Below are 13,990 nucleotides of genomic sequence, written 5' to 3'. Positions count from 1 at the left end.
GATGTATGCGAACGGTGTGAAAGGATTGGATTCGTGCCGCAGCGGTGGACCCGGGAGCGACGTCTGGAGCACACCCGGAACCTGTTGCTGGACGCTGCTGAGGACGTCTTCGCGCGTAAGGGCCTGCTCGGGTCGGCGTTGGATGACATTGCCGACGTCGCGGGCTACACCCGGGGAGCGATTTACTCCCACTTCGGCGCGAAGGAAGAGTTGTTCCTGGCCGTGATCGACCGCCAGCGTCAGCGGTTCCTGGACGGATTCACCGAAGTCATCGGATCTTTTCACCGCCTCAGCGACATCAACCTGGACGAGCTCGCCGATCGGTGGCGGGAGATGAGCCAGGGCACCGACCGTGCTGCGCTGGGATACGAATTCACCCTCTACCTGCTGCGCAATCCGGAGGCGCGGGAACGCCTGGCCGAGCAGCGCCGCGAGACGGTGGTATGGCTGGGTGATTTCATCAGCAAGAACGTGGTACGCCTCGGCGCGACGCTCACCATGCCTGCCGAGACGCTGGCCCGGGTGATTCTGGCGGTCAACGATGGCATCACCCTCGGCAGTCATCTCGACGGGGAAGACCTTTATCACCCGTACCTCGAGCTGGTCGTTTCCAGCATTCGCGGCGCCACCGCAGAACCCGATTAAAGTGGTTTGGATGCTTGTGCCGTGATCATCCGGGGCGGGGCACGGAAATAGGAGTTTGAACGCGATGGCGACCTTGACCGAGGCAGTCGAGACCGGATACGGCCCGGTCCAGGGCGGGGACGACGGGCGCGTCAAATTCTGGAAAGGCATCCGGTACGCGGCGCCGCCGCTGGGCGACCTGCGTTTCCGGGCGCCCGAACCGCCGCAGCGGTGGACCGAGGTCTTCGACGCCACCGAGTACGGTCCGGCCTGCCCACAGCCCGTGGTTCCCAGAATGCCGCTGGACCTGGGCGCGCCGCTCGGCGAGGACTGCCTGCGGCTGAACGTCTGGGCGCCGGCCGATGCCCATCCCGGTGGCGGAAAAGCCGTCATGGTGTGGCTGCACGGCGGCGCCTACGTGCTGGGCTCGGGAAGTCAACCGCTCTACGACGGTCGCGCGCTGGCCGGTGCGGGTGACGTCATCGTGGTGACGTTCAACTACCGGCTCGGAGCGCTGGGATTTCTGGACCTGTCGTCGTTCAGCACCGGGCAGCGCACCTTCGACTCGAACATCGGGTTGCGTGATGTGTTGGCGGCGCTGGCCTGGGTGCGCGACAACATCGCGGCTTTCGGCGGCGACCCGGCCAATGTCACCATCTTCGGCGAATCCGCCGGCGCTGGGCTGGTCATCAGTCTGCTCGCCTGCCCGGCGGCCGAGGGCCTGTTCGTCCGGGCGATCGCCCAGAGTTCGCCGGCCTCCTCGATATACGACCGGGACAGGGGTCGCCGGGTTGCCCTGACTTTGTTGGAGAAGTTGGGTATCGGCGCTTCCGAGGTGCGGACGCTGACCGAGGTGTCGAACGAGGCTCTCGTCGCAGCCACGCACGAAGTGTTCAACGAAGTGCCCGTGCGCAATCCAGGCACGCTGGCATTCGTTCCGATCGTCGACGGTGACTTGCTGCCCGACTACCCGATCAGGCTGGCGCAGGAAGGTCGGTTGTTGCCCGTCCCGTTGATCATCGGGACCAACAAGAACGAAGCGGCGCTGTTCAAGTTGATGCGCTCGCCGCTGATGCCGATCACGCCACGCGCCATCACGTCGATGTTCGACCAGATCGCTGCCGAACAGCCCGACCTGCAGTTGCCGCCCGTGGACGAGATCGGGTCGGCCTACCCCGGTCGGCACAAGTCCCGCGTGGTCAGCATGGCCACCGATATCGGATTCCGGTTGCCGACCATGTGGCTGGCCCAGGGTCACAGCTCAGTCGCGCCGGTCTACCTGTACCGGTTCGACTATGCGACGCCATTATTCAAGCTGTTGCTGGTCCGGGCCGCGCATGCCACCGAATTGCCTTACGTCTGGGGCAATCTCGGCGGACCGGCGGACGTGACGCTCAAGCTGGGCGGGGCCAAGACCGCCACTGCGGTGTCCAGGCGGATGCAGACCCGGTGGATCAAATTCGCCACCGAGGGTGAACCGACCGGCCCGGCCGGTGAACTGGCGTGGCCGCGTTACGACGAGACCGGCCGGTCGTGCCTGGTCATCGACAGTGTCGATACGGTCAGGCACGACGTCGATGCCCGCATCCGGGAAGCATGGGGCGCGCAGATAGTGAGCTTCCGCTGAGCCGCCCCTACTTCTTGGCGGCCTTCGCCTCTGTTTTCATCTTGTGGAACAGGTCGACGTAGTACGGGAGACACTCCTTGAGCGCCTGCTCGGTGGTGAACAGCGGCTCGTACCCCAGGTCGCGGCGCGCCTTCTCGATCGAGAAGTAGTTGTTGATGGCCACGCGCTCGATTGCCAGCGGCTCGAGAAGCGGTGCGGGAGCACCGAATTGGAAGTGCAGTCGTTGCCATGCCGTCATCGCCAGACGCACCGGAGGCGCGGGAATCCTTATTGTCGGCCACTTCTCGCCGCACGCCTCCACCACCGGCCGGGCGAACTCGAACATGTTGATCGGTTCGCCGTCGTTGATGAAGTACGCCTGCCCGGGCGCGCTGCCGCCCGGCACCAGGTGTTCGCCGGCCAGGATGAAGCCGTGAATCAGGTTGTGCACGTAGGAGTTATCCAGCTTCACCGACTTCGGGCCCACCAGCACCTTGGTGTGGCCCTTGATCACACTCTCGAACAGCTTGCGGAACATCGTCTGGTCGCCGGTGCCCCAGATGCCGCTGGGACGGATGGAGCAGGTGAGCATCCCGTCGACACCGTTCTGGGACAGGACGTATTGCTCAGCGGCCACCTTGGTCTCGGTGTAGAGATCGTTGAACCGCTTGGTGTAGGGCATCGTCTCGTCACCGTTGGCGATGTTCTGACCCTCCATCACCACGCTGTTGGAGGCGGTGTAGACGAACCGCTTGACGCCGGCTTTCTGGCCGGCTTCCACCAGGTTCTGGGTGCCGCCGAGGTTGACCGAGAAGCTGCGCTGCCGGTATTCCTCGGTCACCGACGCGCCGCCCATCAGGTCGATGATGGCCGCGGTGTGGATGATCGTGTCGATGCCGTCGACGGCCGCCTCGCAGACCGCCTTGTCGGTGATGTCGCCTTGTAGCACTTCCAGTTTCGGGTGCTGTGGCAGCGGCGACGGGGCGCGGTCGAAGGACCGGACCCGGTGGCCACGCTCCAGCAAGGTCTTCACCAGGTTGGCGCCGACGAAGCCGGAGCCCCCGGTGACCAGGACGCTGCCGAGTTCGGTTGTCAGTGATGGATCACCCATGCCGGAGAGAATAACTGAAACGTGTTCCAGTTCGGAACCAAGTTCGCGGATGAGTTTTGCTGCGGTCAGCTTTCCGGGGCTTCGCCGGAGGCCAGGGCTTCGGTGACGCGTTGACGGGCACCAGCTAAGTGCTCCTCGCACCGTTTGGCTAGTTGCTCGCCCCTTTCCCACAACTTCAGCGACGCGTCGAGATCGAGTCCGCCCTGCTCCAGAAGGCGCACGACTTCGATTAGCTCATCTCGGCAATTTTCATAGCCAAGCTGACTAATAGGCGTAACCGATGACGCCTCGTGTTGTTCGTCAGGAACCATCGGTCCGCCCTTCACTCGTCGCGGCGATGGCGCCGTCGGCGACCCGCACCCGCAACCTGGTGCCGGCCGGCGCGTCGTCGACGGAGCGCAGGATCTGCCCGTCATCTTCTGAGAGGACCTGGACCACGGCATAGCCGCGGGCCAGGGTGGCGGCCGGGCCCAGCGTGGACAACCGCGCGCTGAGGTGACCGACCCGCTCCGTCTCCACCGCGAGCATCCGGTTGATGTCGCGCCGCAGCGCTGCCCGGGCGCGGTGCACGTCGTCGCTGCGGCTGGTCACCATCCGCAGTGGGTCGGCCAGCACCGGACGGCTACGCAACTGGGCCAGCGAGCGCTCTTCGCGAGAAACCCAGTTCCGCAGCGCCTGAGCGTTGCGCCGGCGCAGATCGGCGATCAGGCGTTGTTCGGCCGAGGTGTCCGGAACCACCTTCTTGGCCGCGTCGGTCGGGGTGGCGGCGCGCAGGTCGGCGACCAGATCGCAGAGCGGATTGTCGGGTTCGTGGCCCACGGCGCTGATCACCGGCGTGCGGCAGGCCGAGATCGCCCGGCACAATGTCTCGTCGGAGAACGGCAGCAGGTCTTCGACGCTGCCGCCACCGCGGGCGATCACGATGACGTCGACCTCCGGGTGCCCGTCCAGCTCGCGCAGCGCCTCGACGACCTGCGCGACGGCGTTGACCCCCTGGACGGCGGCATGGCGGATCTCGAATCGCACTGCGGGCCAACGTGCTTCGGCGACGGTTGTGACATCGCGCTCGGCATGGCTGGCCCGGCTGGTGATCAAGCCGATCATGTTGGGCAGAAACGGAATTGGACGCTTCAGTCGCGGGTCGAACAATCCTTCGGCGTCCAGCAGCCGGCGCAACCGCTCGATGCGGGCCAGCAGCTCACCCACACCGACGGCACGAATTTCGCTGAGCCGCAACGAGAATGTGCCGCGGCCGGTATAGAACGACGGCTTGCCGCAGACGACCACCTGGGTGCCCTCGGTCAGACGCACCGGCGCGCTCAGCACCAGATCGCGTGAGCAGGTGACGGTGAGCGACATGTCCGCGGCCGGGTCGCGCAACACCATGAACACCGTGCCGGAGTTCGGCCGCATGTTGATCTGGGCCAGTTGACCCTCAACCCAGACGGTGCCCAGCTTGTCGATCCAGCCCGCCACCCGGATGGCGACCGCGCGAACCGGGAACGGATTCTCGGCCGAATTCGTCTGCGCGGCCGGAGTCACTTGGCGGTCGCGCGGGTGATCCTGTTGGCGAGCAGCGTCTGGAACGGGGCGCGGGCCTTGGTGGCCTGCTCGTAGGCCAGCAACGCTTCCAGCTCGGCGACATCCAGCGACTGCAGCCGGGCCCGCAACTGGGCCAGGGTGAGCTGCGGGTAGTCGAGTTCGGTGGCCACGGTGGGTGCCGGGACGTTGGCCGCGGCGGCGGACTTGGGCTTCCTGGCCGCGACCGGCTGGGTGGGCGAGTCGACGCTCTCCGCGGTGTCCGACACCGAGTACAAGGCGAACCGTCCCTCGGCGCGGCGTTCATCCAGACCGTCCACCGGGATGGTGGAGAACCCACCGGCCCCGCCGGCCCCGCCGTCCAAGACCTCCAGATCCTCGTCGAACGTCGCCCACTCGGGTTGCTCGTCCTTGGGCGGGAAGATGTTCTCCAGCGTGGTGTCACCCTTGATGACCAGCTCGGCGAGGTTTTGCTGGAAGCGCATCACCAGGTGTGCCGCCTGACTGGCCAGCGTCATCGGGTACATCAGGATGGTTCGCGGGAGCCGCATCGTCTCCTCGACGGCGACTGTCGCCGCGCCGACGATCAGCCGAACCCCGTACGGTGCAGTAGCCATGCGTCCCAGCCTGCCTCACGCGGCGGCGAACTCCAAGCTGGTCGCGACGAAATGGCGGATCCGTGTCCGTGGAACGTACCCTGAAGGACATGGCGCCGACTATTGACATGGGGATTCCCGGTGCGGTGAGCACGGTGGCCTCCGAGGGCGCGCCGGACCGCAAGCGGGTGCTGCTGGCGGAGCCGCGCGGTTACTGCGCCGGGGTGGACCGGGCCGTCGAGACGGTTGAGCGTGCGCTGGAAAAGCACGGCGCTCCTGTCTACGTGCGGCACGAGATCGTGCACAACCGGCACGTGGTGGACACGCTGGCCCGGGCGGGCGCGGTCTTCGTAGAGGAGACCGACCAGGTACCGGAGGGCGCCATCGTCGTGTTCTCCGCACACGGCGTCGCGCCGACGGTCTACGAGGCCGCTGCCGAACGCAACCTGCAGACCATCGACGCCACCTGCCCGCTGGTCACCAAGGTGCACAACGAGGCCAAGCGCTTCGCCCGCGCCGATTACGACATCCTGCTGATCGGGCACGAGGGCCACGAAGAGGTCGTCGGCACGGCCGGGGAAGCCCCCGACCACGTGCAGCTGGTCGACGGCGTCGAAGCCGTCGACCGCGTCACCATCCGTGACGAGGACAAAGTCATCTGGCTGTCCCAGACCACGCTGTCGGTGGACGAGACCATGGAGATCGTCGAGCGGCTGCGCCAGCGTTTCCCGAAGATGCAGGATCCGCCCAGCGACGACATCTGCTACGCCACCCAGAACCGCCAGGTCGCGGTCAAGGCGATGGCCCCCGAGTGTGAATTGGTGATCGTCGTGGGCTCCCGCAATTCGTCGAATTCGGTGCGGCTGGTCGAGGTGGCACTGAATGCGGGGTCGCGGGCGGCGCATCTGGTGGACTGGGCGGACGACATCGACCCGGCCTGGCTGGACGGCGTCACCACGGTCGGCGTGACGTCCGGGGCGTCGGTTCCCGAGGTGCTGGTGAGCGGTGTGCTGGAGCGGTTGGCCGAGTACGGCTACGACATGGTGCAACCGGTGACGACGGCCAACGAGACGCTGGTGTTCGCCCTGCCGCGAGAGATCCGGCCGGCCCGGTCGCGGGGCTGAGCGACCTACTCCCAGGATTCGGTCTGCGGCCTGCGCGGTGCGCGGGACCGGCTCCGCCGATCCGAACGCGGTTCGTCGCGGCGGTCATCCCTCGGTTCGCGCGGTTCGCGGGGCGCCTCACCGCGGTAACGCACCTGTGAAATCGGGTGGTGGGTCGGGTTGGCGCCGTTCGACCCGTTGGTGCGCCTGCTGCGGGGTTCGTACGGCGGCTCGTAGGGCGGGTAGGGCTCGTAGCTGCTCGGGCGCCGCTCATGGCGGCTGCGGCGTTCACTCCGCTCGGAGGGCGCGGGGCGCTCGTAGGAGTCATACGGGTTGAACCGGCTGCTGCGCGGCTCAGGGCGCTCGTAGGACCGCTCAGTGGGCCGTTCGGTTGAGCGTGGCCGCTCATATGCGCTGCGGCGTGGGTGCGGTTCGCGGCGCAGCTCCCGGGGCGGGTGGGCGCCCAGGTCCGAGTCGCCCTCCGGACGCCGGCGGCGCGGCCGCGGCGGCAGGTCGGTCCGGTCGTACTCGGGGGTGTCGGCGGACGGCGCCGTACTTCTGCGGGTGGTGCGGCGGGGACGCTCGGCGCCGGGGTCGTAGGAGTCGTCGGGGCGCGCGTGCCGCGAGCGGGACCGTTCCGTCCGCTGCGCCGTCCGGCTGGTGCTCCGGGTGGTCCGGCCGCTGCGGGCGGCCCGCCCTTTCGAATGGGCCGGGGGCGCCGCGTTGGCCGCATCCGCATCGGCGTCGTCGTAGGAGTCGCCGGCCAACAGAGAGCTCAGCTTCGCCACAAAGCCGCTGAACAGGGGCGGTCGGTCAGCCGGGGCTTCGTCGGTTGCCGTGTCCCCGTCGGCCGCGTCCGTTCGGCTGTTCTTGCCGAGGTACCACCGGATCAGGCCGATCAGCAGGATGACACCCGCGGTGCCCAGCATCAGCGGGAACCGCTCGATAAGCGGATAACCGCAGTTGATCAACAGGTCCTTGAACTTGTCGACCTTGCCGCCGTGGAACAGCCAGTAGGCGCCGGGCACGGTGCAGAACAGGATCAGCGGTGGCTGGATGACCGCGGTGAACACCGCCGCCTGCCGTACCGCCAGGACGGCTGCCACACAACCGGCGATGTACAGGCTCGCGAAGGTGTGGGTCAGCTCCTTGTGACCGGCGTCGAACGCATACCCCAGGGCCGTCGCTCCGACGGCGATGAGCACCGCCGCCCACCACGGCACACCTGGGATGGAAGGCACGATGGAGCGGTGACTGGGCTCCACCGCCGCTCTCTCCCGCTGCGCTGACACATAATGACCGTACCGGCTGTCCGGCCAAAGGCCCGTATATCGCTGGGCAGTGATCGCTGGCGTGCCCCCTAAACTTGGTTTCCCGTGAGCCTAAGCCTGGGAATCGTGGGTCTGCCCAACGTCGGCAAGTCGACCCTGTTCAATGCGCTGACCCGCAACAACGTGTTGGCGGCCAACTATCCGTTCGCGACGATCGAACCCAACGAGGGTGTCGTCTCGCTGCCGGATCCGCGCCTGGACAAGCTGGCAGAGCTGTTCGGATCAGCCCGCGTCGTGCCGGCGCCGGTGACCTTCACCGACATCGCCGGGCTGGTCAAAGGGGCTTCGGAAGGCGCCGGACTGGGCAACAAGTTCCTGGCCCACATCCGCGAATGCGACGCGATCTGTCAGGTGGTGCGGGTTTTCGCCGACGACGATGTGACGCATGTCTCCGGAAAGGTCGACCCCCGCTCCGACATCGAGATCGTGGAGACCGAGCTGATCCTCGCGGACCTGCAGACTCTGGAGCGCGCCCTGCCCAGGCTGGAGAAGGAGGCCCGCACCAACAAGGAGCGCAAGCCGGTGCACGAGGCCGCCGTGGCTGCGCAGCAGATTCTCGACAGCGGCAAGACGCTGTTTGCTGCACGGGTGGACACATCTTTGCTGCGCGAACTGAACCTGCTGACCACAAAACCGTTCCTGTACGTGTTCAACGCCGACGAGTCGGTGCTGACCGACGCCGCACGGATCGCCGAGTTACGCGAGCTTGTCGCCCCGGCCGATGCCGTGTTCCTCGATGCCGCAATCGAATCCGAGCTGATCGAGCTCGACGACGAGTCCGCGGCGGAACTCCTGGAGTCCATCGGCCAGACCGAGCGGGGCCTGGATGCGTTGGCGCGCGCAGGTTTTCACACCCTGAAGCTGCAGACCTATCTCACTGCGGGCCCGAAAGAGGCGCGGGCGTGGACGATTCACCAGGGCGACACCGCGCCCAAAGCGGCGGGTGTCATCCACACCGACTTCGAGAAGGGGTTCATCAAGGCCGAGATCGTGTCGTTCGACGATCTGGTCGCCGCCGGTTCGATGGCGGCGGCCAAGGCGGCGGGCAAGGTCCGGATGGAGGGCAAGGATTACGTGATGGCCGACGGGGACGTGGTCGAGTTCCGGTTCAACGTCTAGGGCCGGCCCATCGTCGAGATTGCTTTGAGGGCTGCGTTCCAGCGCAAACTACGACCGTGGACGCAATCTCGACAGGATCGGCGGGGACTTGTCGGGGTGCGTGCCTATCGTGAGGTTCGTCCAGCCCATCCGCCGGGCTGTCCGGCAGACACCGCGAGGAGCAGCTTCCCGATGAAATTCGTTTCGATCCGCTTCATCACTGCCGACGTGAAACAACTGGTCTGGTTCTACGAGATGGTCACGGGTGCAACCGCCAACTGGGGTAACGAACTGTTCGCGGAGATTCCCACCGCCGTCGGCACGCTCGCCATCGGAAGCGACAAAACCGTACCCCTGTTCGGGGATGGATCTGCCGAGCCGGCGGCAAACCGTTCGGCGATAATCGAATTCATCGTCGATGACGTGGACGCCGAGTGGGACCGACTGCGCGAACACATCTCCGAAGTGGTCACCGAGCCGACAACGATGCCGTGGGGAAATCGCGCGCTGTTGTTCCGGGATCCGGACGGAAACCTGGTCAACCTGTTCACTCCCGTCACGGAGGAAGCTCGGGCCAAATTCAACGTCTGACCGGTGGCAGAAGTCATGTAATCAAAGAGACGCGGTGACGATCGGCCCTAGATCCGACGCGGCAAAGGGACTATCTGTTGATGCATCACTCGTGTTAGGTGAAGAGGTCCGATGCCGGAACAAGAGTCCACCCGCGCCGAGTACATCATCGGCTCGGCAGCGGAGCGCGAAAGCATCGCGTCCGAGCGCGAAAGGATTGCCGGAGAGCGCGAAGCCATTGCAGGGGAGCGAGAACACTTGGCTCACGAACGCGAGACGCTCGCCCAGACCAGGGAGCTCTTGACCGCTCGCCGAGAGCGGCTGACCGCGGGGACTGAGCGGTATTTCGAGTTACGCGGCAGGCTCGCCGATCGGCGTGGAGTCGTCGCCGATGAGCGAGAACGGATCGCGAATCAGCGTGAAGCGCTGGCCGACGAGCGGGAGCGCATCGCCGATGAACGTGAATTGGCGGCGGACCTACGCGAGTCAGTGGAAAGCAGATTTTTAGAGGTCGGCACCAGCGGCCCGCCAAACCATGAGCTGCGCTCGGAGCAGAGCCTGGAACGCAAAGAGGCAGCTGCGCTGCGAGAGCAGGCGGAAGTCGAGCGCGAGCGGGCCGCCAGTGAGCGTGAAGCGGCGAGGTTGGCGGCCGAAGCTGACCTACGCCGGGCCGAAGGCAACCAGACGGGCAGCGGCGACTAGCTGAAAACCCGCTCAAGTTGTTTTCGATGCCTGGTTCGAATAGCTTTCGCCGCAAGGGATGTCGAGATGTTTCGAACACGTCGACGCCCGCCCATGATCACGTCAACGGTCTTGAAGAAACATTGGCCGATCCTGCGCCTACCTGAATCAGGTTCGGCAGCAACAGGATTGACGGTGCTCAGGCGCTCTGCACGGGCGACGTGGACGGCGTCGGCGGAGCCGTGCTCGGGGCGGTGGGAACCTTGCTGGGAACGCTCGGCGGCGTGAGGGAGCCGTACTGCGGGCAGTAGGCCTGGATCGCCGCGCCGGTGAAGTAGGCGGCGTTGAGTGCCGGCCAGTTCGTCGCACCGGTGACCTTGGTGGTCAGCTCGGCATTGCTGGTGCTGGGGTTGTCCTTGAGCGAGCCGCAGACAACCGTTTTCGCGATCTGGATCGCCTTGTCGGGAGCCCCGAAATTCATACCCGAGGTGTTGAGGTTCGTGATGAACGCGTCGTCTGTCGCGTCCGCATAGGCCGGCGCGGCCAACCCCACGGAAAGGACTATCAACGCGATGGTTCTCGCCACCACCATGGCGTGCCCCTCCCTCAGAAAATTTGACGCGTCCGACGGCCCGGACAGGCGCAAACAGTTACCCGGCATTTTAACGGAGGTCGGCCGCCCGGGGCCGTCTTCGGCCGTGTTCACGGGGCTACAGTTGAGCGGTGGTCGACGCGGACCGCGCCGAGGCTTCGGGCGAGCTAGGTCGGCGCGCTACTGAGGGAAATAACCGTGAGACGGCGTTCGCGCGCCGCGAGAGGGACCTGCGCAGGCGCGAGCGCGTCGCTGACGAGCGAGAACGCATAGCCGACGAACGCGACCGTATCGCCGACGAGCGCGAGCAGACCGCCGACGAGCGGGAGTCGCAGGCGGACGAACGCGAGGGCGCTACCGCGCAGCGCGAGCGGGAGCGACTGCGGCGCGTGGAGGAACGGGCGGAGCGTGACCGGGCCGCGGCGCAGCGTGAGGACGCCGAAATCAGGCGGGTGATGGGTGAGGCCACGCGGCGGGGCGAAGAAGTCCCGTAGGCAATTGCAGGCCGTGGATATTATGTTCGAATGCAACAGACCGTCGAGCGCTGGCTAACTTCGGTGCTCGGGGGGATGTCGGCTGAGATGCAACGGCGTTCGACAGGTTCTCGCAGATGAGCACCGTATTGTTCGACACCGGCGACCTCAATGAAGTCGAAGAAGCGGTAAGTGCCAGCTATTCGCATGTGAGGTTGGTCCGCCCGCCCGATGAGACCAGTATGCACGCGCGCATAGCGCGATCTCAGCTGTGTTCGACGCCGGTCGATGACGTCAGCTTCGGCTTGGACGTGACGTACCAGATGGAGCCGCTGGACACGATCCTGCTGGGACGGATTTATTCGGGGGCGATGTCTGTTGACCAACCGGGCCTCGAACCCAGGGTTTTCGGCCCGGGAGAGGTGACGGCCGCCGGTGCCATCGAGGCCTTGCCGATGTTCGGCAACGTCTCGTATTGCCACTACGTCCTGGTTTCCATCGCCAGGAGTGCGTTCGACGAGGTTGCCGCAAACCCTGCTCCCCGCGACGGCGCAGCAGTTCGACTCACCGCGAATGCCGTTGCGACTCCTGAAGGCAACCGGTTTCTCGTCCGTGCCGTCGACCATGTCTGCACTGACGTCGTGGCGAATTCGCAAGTGGCTGAGAGTATTTTGATCGTCAGTGCGGTGCGGCGGTATCTCGCGGCGTGCATGCTGGCGACCTTCCCCAATACCGCGGTGTTCGAGCCGACGATCGAAGATCGACATGACTCGACGCCGCTACTGCTCCGACGCGCGATGACGTTCATCGACGACAACGCCCACCGGGACATCTCGCTGGCCGACATCGCGCGTGCTGCCTGCATCACGCCGCGGGCCTTGCAGTACATGTTCCGCAGGCACCGCTATTGCACGCCGACGGAGTACCTGCGACAGGTCCGACTGCACCATGCACACCTCGAGCTCCTTCGGGCCAGCATTGAAACGTCCACCGTGAGCGCGATCGCGGCCCGGTGGGGATTCGCTCATCTCGGCCGTTTCGCGGCGTTCTACCGCCAGGAGTACGGCGAAAGCCCGCAAGCCACGCTTCGTCGCTGAGTCCACTCCGAGCCAAGCCCCTGGGTTCACTACAGTGGATAGCGCCAGTCTGTGGAATGATGCGCGAGTGGGTTATGACGCGATTTGCCAACTCGCACAGCGATATTGGCGCCCCGATAAGTCGCGCCAATGACCACCGTCTCGTCGGAAGGGGAGAACGCATGCGAGCGAAGCGCATCACGGCCAATCTTCGGGTGCCCGACATCGAGGCGACGAAAAGCTTCTACACCGACTATCTCGGCCTGCGCGACGAGGAGTTCAGCATGGGTTGGGTCGCCCGGTACACCGACCCAGACACCGGGGTGAATCTGCAGTTGGTGACCGGTGACGCAACGGCCGGCGAGGATTCGGTCATCTCGGTTCACACCGACGACGTCGAGGGCGCCTACGAGGAAGCCCGGCAACGGGGTTACGAGATAGTTCACCCGCTGACGACCGAACCCTGGGGGGTGCGCCGCTTCTTCGTCCGGGCACCCGACGGCAACGTCCTCAACGTCGTCTACCACCGCGACTGATGGAGCAGCTTCGACGGGGAGATCTCGTCTTCGACGTGCTTGACCGCGGTCCGGCTGACGGGCCGGTGGTTGTGCTCCTCCATGGCCACCCGCAGACGAATGCCGCGTGGGACGAGATAATTCCGCGGCTCATCGTGCGCGGTTACCGCTGCCTGGCTCCCAACCAGCGCGGCTACTCCCCGGGAGCGCGTCCGGGGCGCCGTCGGGAGTATCGGATATCCGAACTGGTCGACGATGTCGGGGCGCTCATCGATGCCAGCGGCGCTGGAAAGGTCCATGTGGTCGGCCACGACTGGGGTGCGCTGGTGGCATGGGCTGTCGCGGCGCAGCGTCCGGACCAGGTCCGGACTCTGTCAGCCTTGTCCGGCCCACACCCGACCGCGTTGCAGAGGGCGATGCTCACCGGTCGTCAGGGCCTGGCGTCCTGGTACGCCTACGCGTACTTGCTGCCGCGCCTGCCAGAGCGGTTCTATCTCGGTAAGAACGGCAAGGGTGCGAGATTGTCGCGAATGCTGCAGTCCGGTGGCCAGCGTGCCGAGCTTGCCGAGCGTGACGTCCGGGCAATGGCGGAACCCGGGGCGTACACAGCAGCCCTGAATTGGTATCGAGCCGCGCCGCTCTCGGGCCGGATCGGCCGGGTGGGAGTGCCGACGATGTTCGTGTGGAGCGATCGCGACAAGTACATCCTGGAAAGCGCCGCTCGGCGGTCAGAACGCTATGTCACCGGTCATTACCGTTTCGAGGTGCTGCGCGGAGCGTCGCACTGGATGCCGGACGAGCAGTCCGACGCGGTCGCTGAACTGCTGCTCGATTGGTTCGCCCTTCATCCGTAGCCGGGCAGTGTCGATTTGTGGTCTGGGCCACGTCTGAGACCGGAATGTAACCGGCGCGGCAGTGATTATCGGCCCTTGCTAGGTGCCTCATGTGTAATCCTGGAGTAGCTATACCAATGTGGCGGGCCGGATACCCGCACTTCATAGGCAATTTCTCGGCAGTAGCGTAATTTGCTGATGTATATCTTCATTCACACTAACCACATCTGTTTCACTTTATA

The 13,990-nt window shown here is 65.7% G+C and carries 16 protein-coding genes; 10 read left to right on the top strand and 6 right to left on the bottom strand.

Annotated features, from left to right (window positions below; genetic code table 11):
• The first annotated feature begins 33 nt into the window (after positions 1-33).
• Complete coding sequence (locus C0J29_RS23975) at positions 34-645, top strand: TetR/AcrR family transcriptional regulator (RefSeq protein ID WP_120793763.1); 612 nt, start codon at positions 34-36, stop codon at positions 643-645.
• A 64-nt stretch (positions 646-709) separates the two neighbouring features.
• Positions 710-2,251: a carboxylesterase/lipase family protein gene (locus tag C0J29_RS23970; RefSeq protein WP_120793762.1), complete on the top strand. Its 1,542-nt coding sequence runs from the start codon at positions 710-712 to the stop codon at positions 2,249-2,251.
• A 7-nt stretch (positions 2,252-2,258) separates the two neighbouring features.
• Here C0J29_RS23970 and C0J29_RS23965 read toward each other — a convergent pair whose 3' ends face one another.
• The 4 genes from C0J29_RS23965 to C0J29_RS23950 are packed head-to-tail and all read right to left on the bottom strand — an operon-like array spanning position 2,259 to position 5,497.
• Entirely contained in the window at positions 2,259-3,353 is a 1,095-nt protein-coding gene (locus C0J29_RS23965; protein WP_065048877.1) for a 3-beta-hydroxysteroid dehydrogenase, read from the bottom strand.
• 53 nt (positions 3,354-3,406) lie between these two features.
• A complete protein-coding gene (locus tag C0J29_RS23960; protein WP_065048811.1) occupies positions 3,407-3,652 on the bottom strand; it encodes an exodeoxyribonuclease VII small subunit in 246 nt (81 codons plus the stop codon).
• On the bottom strand, positions 3,642-4,883 hold the full coding sequence (xseA, locus tag C0J29_RS23955; RefSeq protein ID WP_120793761.1) for an exodeoxyribonuclease VII large subunit: 1,242 nt from the start codon (positions 4,881-4,883) through the stop codon (positions 3,642-3,644). Before xseA ends, C0J29_RS23960 begins: the two co-directional genes overlap by 11 nt.
• Positions 4,880-5,497, bottom strand: a complete 618-nt coding sequence (locus tag C0J29_RS23950; protein WP_065162904.1) for a lipid droplet-associated protein — start codon at positions 5,495-5,497, stop codon at positions 4,880-4,882. Before C0J29_RS23950 ends, xseA begins: the two co-directional genes overlap by 4 nt.
• A gap of 89 nt (positions 5,498-5,586) precedes the next feature.
• Here C0J29_RS23950 and C0J29_RS23945 point away from each other — a divergent pair, with 89 nt between their 5' ends.
• Entirely contained in the window at positions 5,587-6,600 is a 1,014-nt protein-coding gene (locus C0J29_RS23945) for a 4-hydroxy-3-methylbut-2-enyl diphosphate reductase (RefSeq protein ID WP_120794941.1), read from the top strand.
• A 5-nt stretch (positions 6,601-6,605) separates the two neighbouring features.
• Here C0J29_RS23945 and C0J29_RS23940 read toward each other — a convergent pair whose 3' ends face one another.
• Positions 6,606-7,871: a DUF6542 domain-containing protein gene (locus tag C0J29_RS23940; protein ID WP_120793760.1), complete on the bottom strand. Its 1,266-nt coding sequence runs from the start codon at positions 7,869-7,871 to the stop codon at positions 6,606-6,608.
• Between the two features lie 84 nt (positions 7,872-7,955).
• Here C0J29_RS23940 and ychF point away from each other — a divergent pair, with 84 nt between their 5' ends.
• From ychF to C0J29_RS23925, 3 genes are all read left to right on the top strand, one after another.
• Positions 7,956-9,029: a redox-regulated ATPase YchF gene (gene ychF / locus C0J29_RS23935; RefSeq protein ID WP_065048803.1), complete on the top strand. Its 1,074-nt coding sequence runs from the start codon at positions 7,956-7,958 to the stop codon at positions 9,027-9,029.
• 171 nt (positions 9,030-9,200) lie between these two features.
• The gene (locus C0J29_RS23930; RefSeq protein WP_120793759.1) at positions 9,201-9,599 is read left to right on the top strand and encodes a VOC family protein; all 399 of its coding nucleotides are present in this window, start codon (positions 9,201-9,203) and stop codon (positions 9,597-9,599) included.
• A gap of 111 nt (positions 9,600-9,710) precedes the next feature.
• Complete coding sequence (locus tag C0J29_RS23925) at positions 9,711-10,280, top strand: hypothetical protein (RefSeq protein ID WP_120793758.1); 570 nt, start codon at positions 9,711-9,713, stop codon at positions 10,278-10,280.
• Positions 10,281-10,458: 178 nt separating this feature from the next.
• Here the strand turns inward: C0J29_RS23925 and C0J29_RS23920 are convergent, their stop codons facing one another.
• On the bottom strand, positions 10,459-10,851 hold the full coding sequence (locus C0J29_RS23920; RefSeq protein WP_231513629.1) for a DUF732 domain-containing protein: 393 nt from the start codon (positions 10,849-10,851) through the stop codon (positions 10,459-10,461).
• A 131-nt stretch (positions 10,852-10,982) separates the two neighbouring features.
• Between C0J29_RS23920 and C0J29_RS23915 the strand changes: the two genes are divergently transcribed.
• The 4 genes from C0J29_RS23915 to C0J29_RS23900 all read left to right on the top strand — a co-directional run bounded on the left by C0J29_RS23915 (position 10,983) and on the right by C0J29_RS23900 (position 13,769).
• A complete protein-coding gene (locus C0J29_RS23915; protein WP_120793757.1) occupies positions 10,983-11,345 on the top strand; it encodes a hypothetical protein in 363 nt (120 codons plus the stop codon).
• A 116-nt stretch (positions 11,346-11,461) separates the two neighbouring features.
• Positions 11,462-12,421, top strand: a complete 960-nt coding sequence (locus C0J29_RS23910) for an AraC family transcriptional regulator (protein WP_120793756.1) — start codon at positions 11,462-11,464, stop codon at positions 12,419-12,421.
• A 161-nt stretch (positions 12,422-12,582) separates the two neighbouring features.
• On the top strand, positions 12,583-12,936 hold the full coding sequence (locus tag C0J29_RS23905; protein ID WP_120793755.1) for a VOC family protein: 354 nt from the start codon (positions 12,583-12,585) through the stop codon (positions 12,934-12,936).
• Positions 12,936-13,769 (top strand): alpha/beta fold hydrolase, encoded by an 834-nt coding sequence (locus tag C0J29_RS23900; RefSeq protein ID WP_120793754.1) that lies wholly within the window; start codon positions 12,936-12,938, stop codon positions 13,767-13,769. The genes C0J29_RS23905 and C0J29_RS23900 overlap by 1 nt, the downstream gene beginning before the upstream one ends.
• Positions 13,770-13,990 lie beyond the last annotated feature (221 nt).

This window comes from Mycobacterium paragordonae, assembly GCF_003614435.1.
Taxonomy (GTDB): domain Bacteria; phylum Actinomycetota; class Actinomycetes; order Mycobacteriales; family Mycobacteriaceae; genus Mycobacterium; species Mycobacterium paragordonae.
This window is presented reverse-complemented; position numbering and strand designations above follow the sequence as displayed.